The sequence below is a fragment of the Planktothricoides raciborskii GIHE-MW2 genome (assembly GCF_040564635.1).
Classification (GTDB): Bacteria; Cyanobacteriota; Cyanobacteriia; order Cyanobacteriales; family Laspinemataceae; genus Planktothricoides; species Planktothricoides raciborskii.
This window is the reverse complement of sequence record NZ_CP159837.1, coordinates 4,895,033-4,909,675: the sequence shown is the minus strand read 5'-3', so window position 1 is coordinate 4,909,675 and position 14,643 is coordinate 4,895,033. Positions and strand designations below refer to the sequence as shown.

The 14,643-nt window shown below is 42.4% G+C and carries 15 protein-coding genes and 1 riboswitch; of the genes, 5 read left to right on the top strand and 10 right to left on the bottom strand.

What is annotated here, in order from left to right; genetic code table 11:
- Nucleotides 1–313: 313 nt before the first annotated feature.
- Both ABWT76_RS21080 and sixA read right to left on the bottom strand, forming a co-directional pair.
- Nucleotides 314–1,501: a citrate synthase gene (locus ABWT76_RS21080; protein ID WP_354634907.1), complete on the bottom strand. Its 1,188-nt coding sequence runs from the start codon at nucleotides 1,499–1,501 to the stop codon at nucleotides 314–316.
- A gap of 90 nt (nucleotides 1,502–1,591) precedes the next feature.
- The gene (sixA, locus tag ABWT76_RS21075; protein WP_054466838.1) at nucleotides 1,592–2,092 is read right to left on the bottom strand and encodes a phosphohistidine phosphatase SixA; all 501 of its coding nucleotides are present in this window, start codon (nucleotides 2,090–2,092) and stop codon (nucleotides 1,592–1,594) included.
- 116 nt (nucleotides 2,093–2,208) lie between these two features.
- Between sixA and ABWT76_RS21070 the strand changes: the two genes are divergently transcribed.
- The 3 genes from ABWT76_RS21070 to ABWT76_RS21060 all read left to right on the top strand — a co-directional run bounded on the left by ABWT76_RS21070 (nucleotide 2,209) and on the right by ABWT76_RS21060 (nucleotide 4,112).
- Nucleotides 2,209–3,135, top strand: a complete 927-nt coding sequence (locus ABWT76_RS21070) for a serine protease (protein WP_354634906.1) — start codon at nucleotides 2,209–2,211, stop codon at nucleotides 3,133–3,135.
- A gap of 290 nt (nucleotides 3,136–3,425) precedes the next feature.
- On the top strand, nucleotides 3,426–3,755 hold the full coding sequence (locus ABWT76_RS21065; protein ID WP_190878586.1) for a DUF433 domain-containing protein: 330 nt from the start codon (nucleotides 3,426–3,428) through the stop codon (nucleotides 3,753–3,755).
- 6 nt (nucleotides 3,756–3,761) lie between these two features.
- Nucleotides 3,762–4,112, top strand: coding sequence for a DUF5615 family PIN-like protein (locus ABWT76_RS21060; protein WP_190878584.1), 351 nt, complete (start codon nucleotides 3,762–3,764; stop codon nucleotides 4,110–4,112).
- Nucleotides 4,113–4,583: 471 nt separating this feature from the next.
- Here ABWT76_RS21060 and ABWT76_RS21055 read toward each other — a convergent pair whose 3' ends face one another.
- Nucleotides 4,584–6,074 carry a trypsin-like peptidase domain-containing protein gene (locus ABWT76_RS21055; protein WP_354634905.1) on the bottom strand — a complete coding sequence of 497 codons (1,491 nt, stop codon included), beginning with the start codon at nucleotides 6,072–6,074 and terminating at the stop codon, nucleotides 4,584–4,586.
- Nucleotides 6,075–6,291: 217 nt separating this feature from the next.
- The gene (locus ABWT76_RS21050; RefSeq protein WP_190878580.1) at nucleotides 6,292–6,912 is read right to left on the bottom strand and encodes a COP23 domain-containing protein; all 621 of its coding nucleotides are present in this window, start codon (nucleotides 6,910–6,912) and stop codon (nucleotides 6,292–6,294) included.
- 917 nt (nucleotides 6,913–7,829) lie between these two features.
- On the opposite strand from ABWT76_RS21050, the gene ABWT76_RS21045 reads away from it, so the two are divergent.
- Nucleotides 7,830–8,825 carry a serine/threonine-protein kinase gene (locus ABWT76_RS21045; RefSeq protein WP_190878578.1) on the top strand — a complete coding sequence of 332 codons (996 nt, stop codon included), beginning with the start codon at nucleotides 7,830–7,832 and terminating at the stop codon, nucleotides 8,823–8,825.
- A 23-nt stretch (nucleotides 8,826–8,848) separates the two neighbouring features.
- Here the strand turns inward: ABWT76_RS21045 and ABWT76_RS21040 are convergent, their stop codons facing one another.
- The 6 genes from ABWT76_RS21040 to ABWT76_RS21015 form a co-directional block, all read right to left on the bottom strand.
- Nucleotides 8,849–8,977 (bottom strand): hypothetical protein, encoded by a 129-nt coding sequence (locus ABWT76_RS21040; protein WP_277926247.1) that lies wholly within the window; start codon nucleotides 8,975–8,977, stop codon nucleotides 8,849–8,851.
- A 37-nt stretch (nucleotides 8,978–9,014) separates the two neighbouring features.
- Entirely contained in the window at nucleotides 9,015–9,458 is a 444-nt protein-coding gene (locus ABWT76_RS21035; protein ID WP_190878576.1) for an aspartyl protease family protein, read from the bottom strand.
- Nucleotides 9,459–9,629: 171 nt separating this feature from the next.
- Nucleotides 9,630–10,454 (bottom strand): energy-coupling factor ABC transporter ATP-binding protein, encoded by an 825-nt coding sequence (locus tag ABWT76_RS21030; protein WP_190878573.1) that lies wholly within the window; start codon nucleotides 10,452–10,454, stop codon nucleotides 9,630–9,632.
- On the bottom strand, nucleotides 10,438–11,241 hold the full coding sequence (gene cbiQ / locus ABWT76_RS21025) for a cobalt ECF transporter T component CbiQ (RefSeq protein WP_190878571.1): 804 nt from the start codon (nucleotides 11,239–11,241) through the stop codon (nucleotides 10,438–10,440). The genes ABWT76_RS21030 and cbiQ overlap by 17 nt, the downstream gene beginning before the upstream one ends.
- A 150-nt stretch (nucleotides 11,242–11,391) precedes the next feature.
- Nucleotides 11,392–11,721 (bottom strand): energy-coupling factor ABC transporter substrate-binding protein, encoded by a 330-nt coding sequence (locus ABWT76_RS21020; RefSeq protein WP_190878569.1) that lies wholly within the window; start codon nucleotides 11,719–11,721, stop codon nucleotides 11,392–11,394.
- A 95-nt stretch (nucleotides 11,722–11,816) separates the two neighbouring features.
- Complete coding sequence (locus ABWT76_RS21015) at nucleotides 11,817–12,572, bottom strand: energy-coupling factor ABC transporter permease (RefSeq protein ID WP_054466847.1); 756 nt, start codon at nucleotides 12,570–12,572, stop codon at nucleotides 11,817–11,819.
- A gap of 122 nt (nucleotides 12,573–12,694) precedes the next feature.
- Nucleotides 12,695–12,840: riboswitch (cobalamin riboswitch) on the bottom strand.
- A gap of 610 nt (nucleotides 12,841–13,450) precedes the next feature.
- Between ABWT76_RS21015 and ABWT76_RS21010 the strand changes: the two genes are divergently transcribed.
- Nucleotides 13,451–14,389 (top strand): hypothetical protein, encoded by a 939-nt coding sequence (locus ABWT76_RS21010; protein ID WP_190878567.1) that lies wholly within the window; start codon nucleotides 13,451–13,453, stop codon nucleotides 14,387–14,389.
- Nucleotides 14,390–14,643: the final 254 nt, after the last annotated feature.

Sequence of the window (14,643 nt, the reverse complement as noted above, 5' to 3'; positions counted from 1 at the left end):
CAATTGAATCTTCACTGCGTGCCTTTTGCGTGCCTTTTGCGTGCCTTTTGCCTGCCTTTTGCCTGCCTTTTGCGTGTCTGGATAAAAAGCAAACAATTGTTAATCGTTGTCGGTTGATTGTTGCTAAAAAATCCTGACGATTAACAAACCGGATTTCAACGGACTAATGCCGATGAGTTTCGGCACTGAATGATATTAATTTTGCCAACTGAAACCCGGTTGGTGATATAGGTGTTTAAGACAAATATCTCTTGGCGATCGGCAGATTACCAGAATCGAGATGACTGGTCAGAGTCACCTCGATGATGCTGCCTCAAAAATTGACCGAATCGCGATCGTTCCCTGTTGGGCGTTCATGCAGTGACACATATTCGGCATTATGAGAACCTGTGTAAATTTGGGTCGGACGATAAATCCGGTTTTCATTCAGTTGTTCTTTCCAGTGGGCTAACCAACCAGCGACACGGGCGATCGCAAAAATCGGGGTAAATAAATCCGATGGAATTCCTAATTTGCGATAAACCAGACCAGAATAGAAGTCCACATTAGCATAAATGCCCTTTTGTCCCATTTTTTCGTGAACGACTTTTTCCAGTTCCAGGGCAATTTCGTAATACTCATCATGGCCAAACTTTTCAAACAATTTTTCGGCCAAGTTTTGTAAGATCGTGGAACGAGGATCTTTCACCTTATAAACTCGGTGTCCAAATCCCATAATCTTAGATTTGGTTTCGATACATTTCTCCACATACGGGCGAACATTTTCCACCGAACCAATTTCTTCTAACATTGTCAGCACTTCTTCATTCGCCCCACCGTGCAATGGGCCTGCCAAAGTTCCTACCGCAGAGGCTACCACCGCATACGGGTCAGTTAGGGTAGAGGCGGTGACTCTAGCGGAGAACGTAGAAGCATTAATGGTATGTTCCGCGTGCAAGGTTAAGCAAATATCAAATACTTGGGCGGAGAGTGGGTCTGGTTCCCGTTCCGTCAACATATAGAGAAAATTGGCGGAATAATCCAAATCATCACGGGGCTGGATGGGATCGTTCCCTTTCCGCATCATGTCAAAAGCGGCGACCATTGTCGGGATTTTGGCTAATAGTCTCACCACCGCATCCCGGATATATTGGGGATTATCTAAGGCTCGCCGAGAGTAAAATAAGCCCAGGGCGGCGGCACAAGCTTGCAGTGCGTCCATTGGATGACCAGTTTCGGGAAAGCATTTCATCATGTCCCGAATCCGGTATTTAATCCGTCGGTGGTAACGGATTTCATGCTCAAAATCCTTGAGTTCTTGCTCGTTGGGCAGATGCCCCCAAATTAATAGATAGGAAGTTTCGACAAACGAACTATGGTTAGCCAAGTCTGTAATGGGAATTCCCCGGTACTCCAAAATCCCATTAAGTCCATCCACGAAACTGATACCGGAGAGAGTAACTGGGACACCTTCTAGGCCAGGTTTGAACTCGAGATTTCTTTTAGCGTTGTCGCCCGTCATGGTTAAATCTCTTTCATCTTTAATTGAATATGAAGGTAACTTACCAGAAACTTTTGGCTATCTCTGATTTCATAATGATCTTTTTGCTTTTTACGGATCAAAAATTAACAATTTTGGCGAAGTGAACCAAAATAACTCACTCCGAGCGATCGGCGAACCCAGGTCTGGCAAGGTTAAGCCGATAATTCCCGCTTTTTTCACCACTAAAGCATCGGCAGTTTCTCCCCAGAGTAAAATTTCCGCCCAGTGGCCTAAATTTGGCTGATGCCCGACGATCGCCAAAGAGTTACATCCTTTTTCTTTCTTGGGTTCTAGCCACTTTAACCAATCTTTGATTTCTCCTGCGGGCGCTAGGTGAGGAGATTCTTCAATTTTTGCTGACAAACCAGCCTCTTGAAGTATTTTTGCGGTTTGTTGGGCTCGCAGTAGGGGACTGGTTAAGATCAGATCGAAGTGAATCTGCATTTTATGTAATTGTTTGGCGACTTTTGCCGTTTTGCGATCGCCTTCTGGGGTCAATGCTCGGTCTGCGTCTTTGACAAATTCCGTCGCATCTGCAGCAATCCCATGCCGAATCATATACAGTTGCATCAGTGCTTACCTCTTTGTTACTTACCCATGATACAAATTATTGGCATCTGTTGATAATCTATGTGAAGAAAATATCACAAATATCCAAATCATCAAATCACTGTGACAATCTCCCGATGACCAGAAAATTTGCCATCCGGCTACTAATCAGAATATTCCTCTCGATTATCTTCTGGCTATTCCTAGAAATTACCGAATTTAAACTCAGCATCAATTTACCAACTATATCACCACCAATAGGCAGCGATCGCGTCGCAGAAATCGCCCAACAAGTCACCGTCAGAATTTTCACCAAAGATAGTGCTGGTTCCGGGGTAATTATTCAACAGCAACAGCATAATTCTACCATATTATATACCGTATTAACCAATCGCCATGTAGTAGAAGATTCAACGGGTACTGACTATCATATTTTAACCCAAGATGGGGCAATTCATCCCGCCCAATGGATTTCTCCAGAGAAATTTGGCAACTTAGATATTGCCCTAGTTAAATTTAGCAGTTCCCGGTCTTATCCCGTAGTTAAATTACTGGAAAATCGGCAACTTTGGGTCGGAGATTTGCTTTACGCTGCCGGATTTCCTAATTGGCAATGGCATGACGAAACCCAAACCAGAATTAACAATACTCGCGACTGGGGATTAAAAGCATTTCGGTTAACCACCGGCAGATTAGCCATGCAATTAGACCGTCCCCTAGAAGAAGGATATCAAATCGGTTATACTAATGAGATTGAATCAGGAATGAGTGGCGGCCCGATTTTAAATCAGCATGGTTATTTAGTGGGAATTAATGGTCGGTTAAAATATCCTTTAGGGGGGATTGACACTTTTAAATTTACTGATGGTAAATTTCCCCGTTGGTCAGAGTTTAAGCAAATGGAACGATTAAGTTGGGGCATTCCCATAGAAACCGTATTGGGGTTTCTTGATTCTGAGAAACCCAGAAACCGGGTTTCTTTTTTGCCACCAACAGTTAACCCTACAGCGGTTTTCTTTCTTACTAAACCGCGATCGGGCGAAGCCTTCCGGTATTTGGGTTAATATTTTCAGCAATAAGTAGACGGGCAGAAATAAATGCACCACATACCATATCAGAAAAAAACTGTCATTCCCGCGAAGGCGGGAATCCACAGCCTATCGGCGGGGAACGAAAAGTGCAATTAATTATGTTCACCTACTTAATTTGTCTGCCGGAATGCTTCGCCCCTACAGGGATTTGTGGTATATTTAATATAAAAACGCTGTAATATCCACCACAGAAACCCGGTTTCTTTGCTGCTATTATTAAGCTATAATATAGTCAGCAAATATTTCATATCGGAGATTAATGAATGAGTTTAGTTCTAGAATGTGAAACTCCTCCGCTTCAAGAGGATGAAACCGGAGCGATTAGAGTTGGCAATTCAAGGGTATTGCTAGAATTAGTTATTCGAGCTTTTCAGGATGGAGCCTCTCCTGAGTCAATTGTCCAGAGATATTCTACCTTGTCATTGTCTGATGTTTATGTGACAATTGGCTACTATCTTCGCCACCGAGATTCCCTCGATGCTTATCTAAATCGCAGGGAAAAAGTAGCCGAAGCTGTCAAGGAAAAGCTATCGGATATTCAACCGGATTTGAGTCATATTCGATCGCGCTTATTGCAGCAAAAACAATCATAATTAGTCATGTTATCTTTTTTAAGCGATGAGAATTTCAATCGGGACATTATTCGCGGACTTTTTCTCCGTGAACCCAATTTGGATTTAATCCGCGTTCAAGAGGTTGGACTGCGGCAGGTTGATGACCCAGCAATTTTAGACTGGGCAGCAAATCACGATCGCATTGTTTTAACCCACGATCGAGCAACGATGCCTGATTTTGCATATCACCGCATCTTGAACGGGGAAAAAATGTCCGGTTTGTTTGTGATTAATGACCGGATGCCGATTAGACAAGCGATCGATGATCTGCTAATAATTGTAAGCTGTAGTCAGCCAGTAGAGTGGCAAGGAATTGTGCTCTATTTACCCCTATAAAATATCCGGGGTGCGATCGCCTATCACCTCTCTTCTTTCCTCTTCGTGTCCTCTGTGTCTTTGTGGTTAAATCCACAGAAACCGGGTTTCTTTTCTTGCTTACACAGTAGGGGCGAATGGCCATTCGCCCCTACATAATTCACCACAGAAACCCGGTTTCTTTCTTGCTATCAACCGTCGAATGTAGGGGCAAAGCATTCCGGCAGTAAATTTATGGTTTTAAAAGATAACCTCTATACCGGAATGCTTCGCCCGAATATTTAGGCCATAAAAAAATAGATTAACCCATGAATCAATCGTCGGGGTTAGGGCGAAGCATGGCCGGATTAAATTTATGGTTTTCAGAAACCGGGTTTCTTAATCAAGTTTTCGGTATGAAGCATAAATTGTTGCAGAAACCCGGTTTCTCCTGCGGTCATGCTTCGCCCCTACAGGATGGGATTAATTTTATGGGTTTTTCGGAACAACAACCTAATCTCCTCTCAATCTTTTTAAATTATTCATCGCATTTTGATACCAGATATCATCCCCTTGTTGCTGGTACAATGCGGCAGCTTTTTCATAATTCTTTATCGCCGTTTGAACATCTCCAGTAATCTCAGCAATCAAACCCAGATTATAGTAAGCGTTAGCAAAGTTCTGATCCAGTGCGATCGCCTTGTTGTAATCAGCGATCGCTAAATCATATTTTTTTAAGTCAGAGTAGGCAATACCCCGATTATAGTAAGCCGCAGAATCGTTCGGATCCAGTGCGATCGCCTGGTTGTAATCAGCGATCGCTAAATCATATTTTTTTAAGTTATAATTTCTTAATCCTTGATTATAATAATCCGCAGCAGATTTATTATCTGTTTTTATAGATTTGGTAGAATTTGCTGCTGACTTAAATTCTGGTTTTTTATATTCCACCCGCCGGTTATAGTGAATGATAGTATATATGATAATATATATCAAAACAAAAACCTGCACAACAATAACAAAAATGATTCCCCCAATAGCTATTGTTATTAACAGCATAGCGATCTTTTGCCGGTTGAGCAGGGTGATTAATCTAATGATTCCCCAATTAGCTATTGTTATTAACAGTATAGCGATATTTTGCCAGTCGAGCAGAGTGATTAATCTATCGATATAATCACCGGGAAATAAGTGAATGATAGTATATATATATATCCAAACAAAAACCCGCACAACAATAACAAAAATGATTCCCCAATTAGCTATTGTTACTAACAGCATAGCGATCTTTTGCCAGTTGATCCGAGTGATTAATCTACCGATATAATCATCATCATTTTTCTTTTCCTTGGGAAATATCTGAATCGGAATCCCTAAATTCCACCCAGTTTTAATATTATTTTCATCCCGGTCTCCTTGTCCATGAACCCCGACAATTTCCCCTCGGTTATTGAGCACCGGTCCGCCACTCATTCCTGGTTCAGTATTCGCATCATAAATTAAACTATAACCATCCTTGGGTTGCGGTACTCTCCCAATAATTTTGCCCCAATTAAACAACAGAGTCCGAGTCTTAATTCTTCCAATAATCCCAGGAGCACCCACCACAAGAACGCTAGTTGCTTCCACCATCTTTTCCGAATTTCCCAATTTCGCCACTGGGTAACTTTTGTCACTGGTAAAAGTCAACACCCCTAAATCCACATTGGGCACAGGTTGGATAATCGTATTCCCTCTCACCTGATAGCTTTCTTGGTCTGAGGTAAAAATTAAACAAGTCCAACTTTTTTCCACCACATGATAGGCAGTCAACACCGAATAAGTATTTCCTTCTCGCTTAATAATTGCCCCTGACCCCGCACCGCAGCCATCAATAATCACCGTAAATTCCTTAGCTTTTTTGGCAATTTTTTCCTCACTTTTGCCCAAGGAACAACCACCCAATCCGCCAATTACCAGCCACCCCAACAGCAGCCCGACCTTTTGCCAACGCCAACTCATCATCGGAATCACTCCTCACCACCTAGCTGAAAATTCTGGCACCTTACACCGGGTAAACCCATATTTGTAAGGGCAAAGCATTCGGGTAGTTACCTTAATTGTTCCAACCGATAATTAACTGCCCGAATGCTTTGCCCCTACAGCCAAAAAATCGGATTTACAAATATGAGATGCTCCCTCACCCCTCTGTAGAGGCGATTCGCGAATCGCCCCTACAGCCTTACAAACGGGTCTCACTAGAAAAAGCGCCATTCAACAAATCCTCTAACAACAGATATTGACGATCTCCTTTTTCAATAATCTTATTATCTGACCCCTGGTTTTTGGCAAAACCAGCAATTTTAGCCAGCACTTCTTGAGGCTTTTGGGCATTTTCCTCTCTCAAAGTAAACAGCATATTATTCGCCGTGCAGGTTTCTGGCGAAATCGCCACACAAATCACCGTATAGTTATCAACAAGTCCGTACCTTAAAGCCAGGTTAGTCAAATACCCGCCATTGTTTGCCACCGCTATATTGAGTTTCTCAGTGACATGGTGACAGCGTTTCTCCGGTGTCCAATTCTCGCCAAATTCCGTAGTCTGCCAAACCAGCAAAGGCTTGATGGTTCTTAAATTATTGCGTTGGGCCACTGTCACCCAGCCATCTTGGGCATCCTGCACACAGAGAAACTCGGTTTTTTCTGACGGGTTAGCAGAGTTTGTTTCAGTTGTCGGAGGAGGAGTCGTGGGAGTAGTCGTGGGGCTAGTAGTCGTTGAAGTATTTGAACAAGCCATCAACGCTGAAAGGGCAAAAGTAGTGGCCAGCTTTGGCGCCAACTGCCAAAAGTATTGAGGGTTCATGGTTCACTCTCACTGAGGAATTTCTTATTATTTTAGCGAGATAGTAATTAGTTTGACCACGAGGGAATCACGGATTTTTTATGTCAGAATAAAGGTCAATAATACAGACCAATTGACAACACCTAATCCCCGCCAGGGATTAAAATCTCCGGGCTGATAGCGCAAGTCGGTTAAAACCGAAATCTTGCACCAGTTGCAACGACCGCCGGGGATTAAAATCCCTGGCTGTAGGGGTCAACGGCCGTTGACCCCTACAGTCGGTTAAAACCGACTCTTGATCCTTGTATTAAAAGCATTTCAGTCGGTTTCAACCGACTTGATATGTTAGGCGGGGATTTTAATCCCCGCCGGTTGTGGCCACTGGTGCAATATCTCAGTTGACAACACCTAATCCCCGCCTGTAGGGGCGCTTCGGCTTGCGCCCCTACTGATACCTTGCACCATTCTCAACCAGCCTTTGAAATCCCCGCGCTCCGCCAGGACCGCTTGAAATCCCCGCGCTCCGCCAGGACCGCCAGGGATTAAAATCCCTGGCTCATAGCGCAAGTCGGTTAAAACCGAAATCTTGCACCAGTTGCAACGACCGCCGGGGATTAAAATCCCTGGCTGTAGGGGTCAACGGCCGTTGACCCCTACAGTCGGTTAAAACCGACTCTTGATCCTTGTATTAAAAGCATTTCAGTCGGTTTCAACCGACTTGATATGTTAGGCGGGGATTTTAATCCCCGCCGGTTGTTGCCACTGGTGCAATATCTCAGTTGAAACCGACGGCAACTCTTACCTGAAAAGCATTAATTTTAGTTAGATTAATCGGATTTATCCGACCCCCACGCGGGGACAGGTTCTAGCGGTTAGGCGGAGTTGGCAATTCATTCACCTATCTCACCCACTTATTCCTCCCTCATAATGATTGAAAAATGATTGGAAATTTATTACAAAACCGTTACAAACTCTTAGAAGAACTAAGTCGGGGTGGCTTTGGCCAAACCTACCTTGCCCAAGATATCAACTTGGATAAAATCAGAGTAGTGAAAAAACTACAACCCCAATCCCAAGACCCCGGAGTGTTACAGGTTGCCAGACGCTTATTCCAAACCGAAAGCGATGTACTAAATATGTTGGAAAAAGGGCATCCACAAATTCCCCAATTGTTCGATCGCTTTGAAGAAAACCAAGAATTTTACTTAGTCCAAGAATACATCGAAGGAGACACTTTAACCGCCGAACTCAATCAAAGCCCCATGAGTGCAGACCAGGTGAAACAACTGTTAATGGATATCTTAAAGCCCTTAAGCTTTGTCCACGATCAAAATATTATTCATCGCGACATCAAACCCGCTAATTTAATTCGCCGCAAAAGCGACAATCAAATTTATTTAATTGATTTTGGCGCAGTCAAACAAATCTTTACCGCCATTTCCAATCCTCAAAATCCTCAAAATCCCAATCCCTACACAGTTGGCATTGGTAGTGCTGGATATACGCCGAAAGAACAAGCAGAAGGCCGTCCAACATTAGCTAGTGATATTTATGCCCTAGGCATCCTAGGAATTCAAGCCTTAACTGGCAGTATCCCCACCCAAACCGATCCAAAAACCTCACAAATTATCTGGACTAAACCCGCTTCAGTCAGTGATGAATTTGCGGCAATTTTAAATAGAATGATTGATATAGATGCCACAAAACGCTATCAAACAGCCAGTGAATTATTATCTGCCCTAACTCCCACTAAAGTTTCTATAAAGCCAGCTACATCAAACGGCAAACCGTCTAAAAAACCGAATTTAATCGTATTAATTCCCGCGACTATTTTAGCATTAGGTTTAGGCAGCGCCGCAATTCTGGGAGTTTATCGCTATTTTACCCCTAAACCTGTGCCACCTCCCCCGATTAATCAACCTGGTCCATTATAAAAAGAAACCGGGTTTCGTTCTTACTAAACCACGATCGGGCGAAGCATTCCGGTATTTGGATTAATCTTTTCAGCAATAATTTGTCTGCGGTCATGCTTCGCCCCTACAGGTATTTGTGGTTTACTCGCGGAGAAAATTGCTGCAATATCCATAACAGAAACCCGGTTTCTTTTCCCTGGGTATTTGCCGCTAAAAAATCGTTAAATAAGTATCCATAGATTTTTCTGGTAAAACCTTTAAAGTTTGATTTTGTAAATCCGGTTCTAAACCTAAAGCTTCCAGGGGAATTACTCCCAGTAATGGATCGCGTCCTCCGGGCAATTCTAAACATTCAAAAGTTCCTTCACGTCCGAATAGAGAAATTTTAGCATCCTGAAAAATGCGAGCGGTACTGAAGCCCGTAGCGGTGGCAACATCCACTTCTTTCAGCAGTTCAAGTCCTAGTTGATCGATAATATTAGGAGGTAGACAAAGAGTGGTTGCTCCTGTGTCAACTAGGACATCTTTTAGGGTGACAGAACGAATTTGTTCTTCAGGAATAAATCCTCGTTTTGCAGCAGATTCGTCAGCCCGGTTAATGATGGTTAAGGTAGTGAAAACTTTGCCCATTGTTTTGTCAGTTTTGTTTCGCATATTTGTACTCTCTATTATTTTACCTTAATTATAACCCAGAAACCGAGTTTCTTTCTGGGGTGCGATCGCCTATCGCCTCTCTTCTTTCTTCTTCGTGTCCTCTGTGTCTCTGTGGTTAAAAATAAAATTATTCACCACAAAGACACAAAGAACACAAAGAGCAAAAAATCCCTAAGCCCGAAAACGTTGCTGGATTTTTTGAGCAATTATTTCCAGGTTATTCTCATCCCCATCCAATAACTCTGTCACCATTTCCAGAAACTCAACAGCGCGGGGTAAACTAAATTCTAAACCTTCAATGATTTCCCGCTGACTAAAGACCGTTTCTGGAGTTCCTTCTAAGATTAATTGCCCGCGATCCATCACAAATAACCAATCAGCCCAAGCATAAACAAAATCTAAATCGTGGGTAGCAATGAGAATGGTTGTACCAGTGGCGCTAATTTTTTCCAAGGTGGCTAATAAATTCCGGGTTTGGGGTGGATCTAAATAAGCGGTGGGTTCATCTAATAATAATAGTTGGGGTTTTAATACCATCACATCAGCAATAGAAACCCGTTTTTTTTGTCCTAAACTCAGATAATTTACCGGACTATCCGCTAAATCCATTAAGTCAAAATCCCGCAATCCTTGGATCACCCGATCGCCCACTTCACTGTCCGACAATCCTAAATTACACAACCCATAAGATAAATCTTCTGCCACCGTTGCCCCGACTAATTGTTGTTCTGGGTCTTGGAAAACTAAACCCACTGCTTGCCGCAATTGGTTTAAAGAACTGCGATCGTATTTTAACGGCTTTCCTTGCCAGCGAATCGTCCCTTTTTGGGGACGATACAACCCATTTGCCAACCGAAATAAGGTAGTTTTACCGCAACCATTCCGCCCAATTAAAGCACAGCATCGCCCTTGAGGAATGCCCAAAGATAAATTTTTAATCGTCGGCTGTTGAGTACAGGGATAAGTATATTCTACTTGGTCAAATTCCATGAGCATAATGCCACCCTGTCCCAACTAATAACAATAAATAACCCGCCAAAGCTTCCATAATATATCGCCAATTTGCTTGATACCTTCGCCCATGCCAAAACCGCAATTCTCCCCGAAAACCCCGCGACTCCAAACCCATAGAAATTTGCCGGTAATTTTCCAGAGTTCGCCGTAACAATTGACTGGCAATTAAGGCTAAACTCCGCATTCCCAGGCGCCAATTACCATAACCCATTCGCGCTGATTGGGCGGTTAAAATTTCGTTAGCAGTGGCAGTTAAGACAAAAATAAACCGATACATTAAAGCCAGTAATTCTATAATTATAGTCGGACAAGCGCAAGATTTTAAAATTCGCAAGATATCCGCAAACGGAATAGTTAATAAAACAAAATATAAACAAGAAGTTAGGGCGATCGCTCTTGGGAATAACTCCCTAGCTTGGTCAATTCCTTGTTGACTAAAGTATAGATAAAATGAACCGATTTTAATTCCTTGCCAAATATCTGCCTGTACCAGAGAAATATCTTCTAAGCCAACTCCACTAATCACTAAAGCGGGAACGCTGACCAGCCAAAAACTTAGCGGAATTAATAATAGTTCTCCATATATTTTTATCGGAATTCGGGCATAACCCACAATCCAAATCCCCAGCCAGACCGTCACCAAAATTTGTACCCCAATTGGTGCCACATAACTGAGGCAAAATAAAGCGATCGCAAATATGAGTTTATGTTCTGGGGGCAGCGATCGCAGTCGATTTTGATAAACCAGAGAATCAATTTGATGGTGCATTGTTTTGTTGTTGGTTATTTGTTATTATTAGACCTATTGCAAAATTCCTAAAAGCCCCCCTTAAAAAGGGGGGTTGGGGGGTCGAAATATTTATTTTGCAAGAGGTCTAGTTATTAGGATATAATCAGAAATAACAACAAATAACCAAAATCAATCTTTTTGATTCGCTTTTTGATTCGCTTTTTGATTCGCTTTTTGATTCGCTTTCTCTGTGCGACCTTTATAAAGGCCAATAATATAGCCCAGAGTACCCGCAGCGATCGCCCCTTGGGAAACAAACAAAAGACTTTCTATTTCCTGGCTGGGTAATTCTAAAATAGGATTAAACCAAGGTTGATAATTAGGCTGAATTTCAGCGATCGCCTCTTGCGCTTCCCCGTCTGCCCCACCATATTCTCCTCGGACGAAAATTAGAGGGGCGATCGCTAATAAAATAACGGCGGCAACTAACCACCAATTTTCTTTTTGTGACGTTTGCATACTTACTGAATTATCCTTTTGCTGATGATTTTTTGCTCGTTTACTGAGGGATTGATACCCCCACTCCCCCCTTAAAAAGATGGGCTTTTTCTGGATTAACTGTGCGATCGCAATAGTTTAAGGGTTTGCAATTCTTCCGTCGCATAAGCTTGCAGCCAATTCCAAACCAAAACCGTCAATAACCCTTCGCTAATAGCCAGGGGAACTTGAGTCACCGCAAAAATACCCGCAAACTTTAAAAACGACAGCCAAATTCCACCCGTAGCGGCAGGAAAAGCTAACGCTAATTGAATCGATGTGATTAAATAAGTGACAAAATTGCCCAACATTGCCGCCAGAAAAATTGCCACCTTAATTCTGCCGGTGGAGAGAATTAAACGATAAACCCCATAAGCCACCCAAGGGCCAGCGATCGCCATTGAAAAAGCATTTGCCCCCAAAGTCGTAATCCCCCCATGTGCCAATAAAACCGCCTGAAATATCAGCACCAAACTGCCCAAAACCGTCATCACTTGCGGGCCAAACAACACCGCCCCCAAACCCGTCCCCGTAGGGTGGGAACAACTCCCCGTCACCGAGGGAATTTTTAAGGCAGAAAGCACAAAACTAAACGCCCCAGATAAAGCGATTAACAGTTTTAACTCCGGGTTTTCTTGCGTAATGCGAGTCAGCGATCGCACCCCTAAAACAAAAAACGGTAAAGCCACAACCCACCAAAAAATTGCCCATTTTACCGGCAAAAACCCTTCCATAATATGCATAGCTTGGGCTGGGGGTGTAGAACCGAACACCAAAAAAGCACTCAACCCAGCCATTGCCCCCAGGGTCAAGATTCGTTCATGTTTTCGCATCGCCGATCCTCCTGTGTAGAAAAACTAAAAGGAGGTACAGCCAAGAAAAAATAATTCTGGATCGTAAAGTCAACGATCCGCTCAAATTGCTGCATCTGTACCTCGCAGATGAATAAACAACATTGCTGCTACGTCCATTCGGCGGGCATCCTGACTTAGAGACATAGCACCTCATCACAGTTGCGGGACAGCGCTGGATTTGCACCAGACTTTCCCCGTTACCTCTAGTGGCTGACTTCCCACTAGAACCGATGTGGGTTAACTATATCACTGTTCACAAAATATTCACAAAATATTCACAAAATATTCACAAAATGTTAATAAAATGTTCAGCAAAAGGTTCAGCAAAACGTTCAAAAAAATTATCGCCCTAGGTAAAATAAGATCGATTCGGGATCCGAATGAAGTACAGCGGTTTTCTGGATTTGTCCCGGCGCGGGAACGACAGGTTTTTTTGTACTTCATAACTCTGACCAGGGCTATAAGAGCGATCGCCACCAGAATCGCACAATCTAAGGGCGTTTACAGGGATGACCCTCTCCGGTTTTGGTTATAGAAAAAAAGCGAACAATTACTCGCTTTACTCGTCTATCTTGCCCAAAGATATGCAAATTCCAATTTACATCAGAAAAATGCCACAGTACAACCTGTAGGTTTCCCGGGAAAAATGCCAAAATTAAATAATTTTTAGATTAATAAATATTGTTTAATCGCAATATTTAGTGAATTAATAAATTACTAAAATTTACCTGCTATTTAATATTTTTGCTTTTAAAAAACCGGTAAATTTTGAGGTAATTTGTATAAAAAATAAACTCTATCAAATTTTCGATATTTAGTGGCAAATAATTAACAAATATTACAATAGGAATAAAACTATGACAGTTAACCTATTTGATGCTAATTACTACCGTTCCGTTAACTCAGACTTGCAGCAATTTAACGATGAGCAAGCGTTGCAACATTTTCTAAACTTCGGGCTGAATGAAAATCGGCAATTCTCCCGAATTGTGAATCTGGATATTTATCGAGCCAATAACCCGGATTTAGCGGCGGCTGGCTTAACCACCAACCGACAACTTTTCGATCATCTTCAAGAATTTGGCGTAAAAGAAGGGCGGAAATTTTCTGATGTTTTGGATCTAAGTTTCTACAAAGCGAATAATGCTGATTTAGCCAATTTTACCTCAGAACAACTGTTTCAACATTTCCAGGATTTCGGCTTAAATGAAGGCAGATTAGGTGTTGATAATTCTCTGGCAATAACTCCCGAATTAGAAACACTAGGTGTTGATGATTATATCCTCCCACCGATGATTACCCCAATGTATCCCGCTAATACCTCACCTCCGGGGTCTTTACCGATCGCCCCTAATACGGAATTACCATCTTTTGATCCGGTAGGAACTGACACTGGGGATGTCTTGAACGCTTCCATTGACATGGCGGTCAATAATTTTAATATGAGTTTAAATGAATCGGTGGGCAATAGTGACCCCAATGATTACTACCGATTTGTGGTCAAAAATTACAGCCAATTTAACTTAACTCTAAGCGGCAGTTCTTTGGGCATGGAAATGTACATCGATCGCAATAACGATGGCCAACTTGCCACCGATGAATTATTCATCACTGGGGCAAGTGGATTAAGTGGAGCACCCAATGATTATACCGGGGCAAGAACATCATTTAGTGGCACCTTGAGCAGCGGTAATTATTATGTGAGAATCTTTACCGAACTCGATCAGTCCGACTATCAGTTAGACATTTCTGCCAATACCAGTTACTATCCATATTATCCATCTCCAGTTGTATAATATAGGAATTACGAATGCTATCGGTAGGGTGTGTTAGCGAAGCGTAACGCACCAATACCTCATATAAGTAGGTGAACATAAAACATAATTAATTGCACTTTTCGTTCCCCGCCGATAGGCTTTAGATTCCCGCCTGTAGGAAGGAGAGAGAATAGAGAATAGAGAATAGAGAATAGAGAATAGAGAATAGAGAATAGAGAATAGAGAATAGAGAATAGAGAATAGAGAATAGAGAATAGAGAATAGAGAATAGA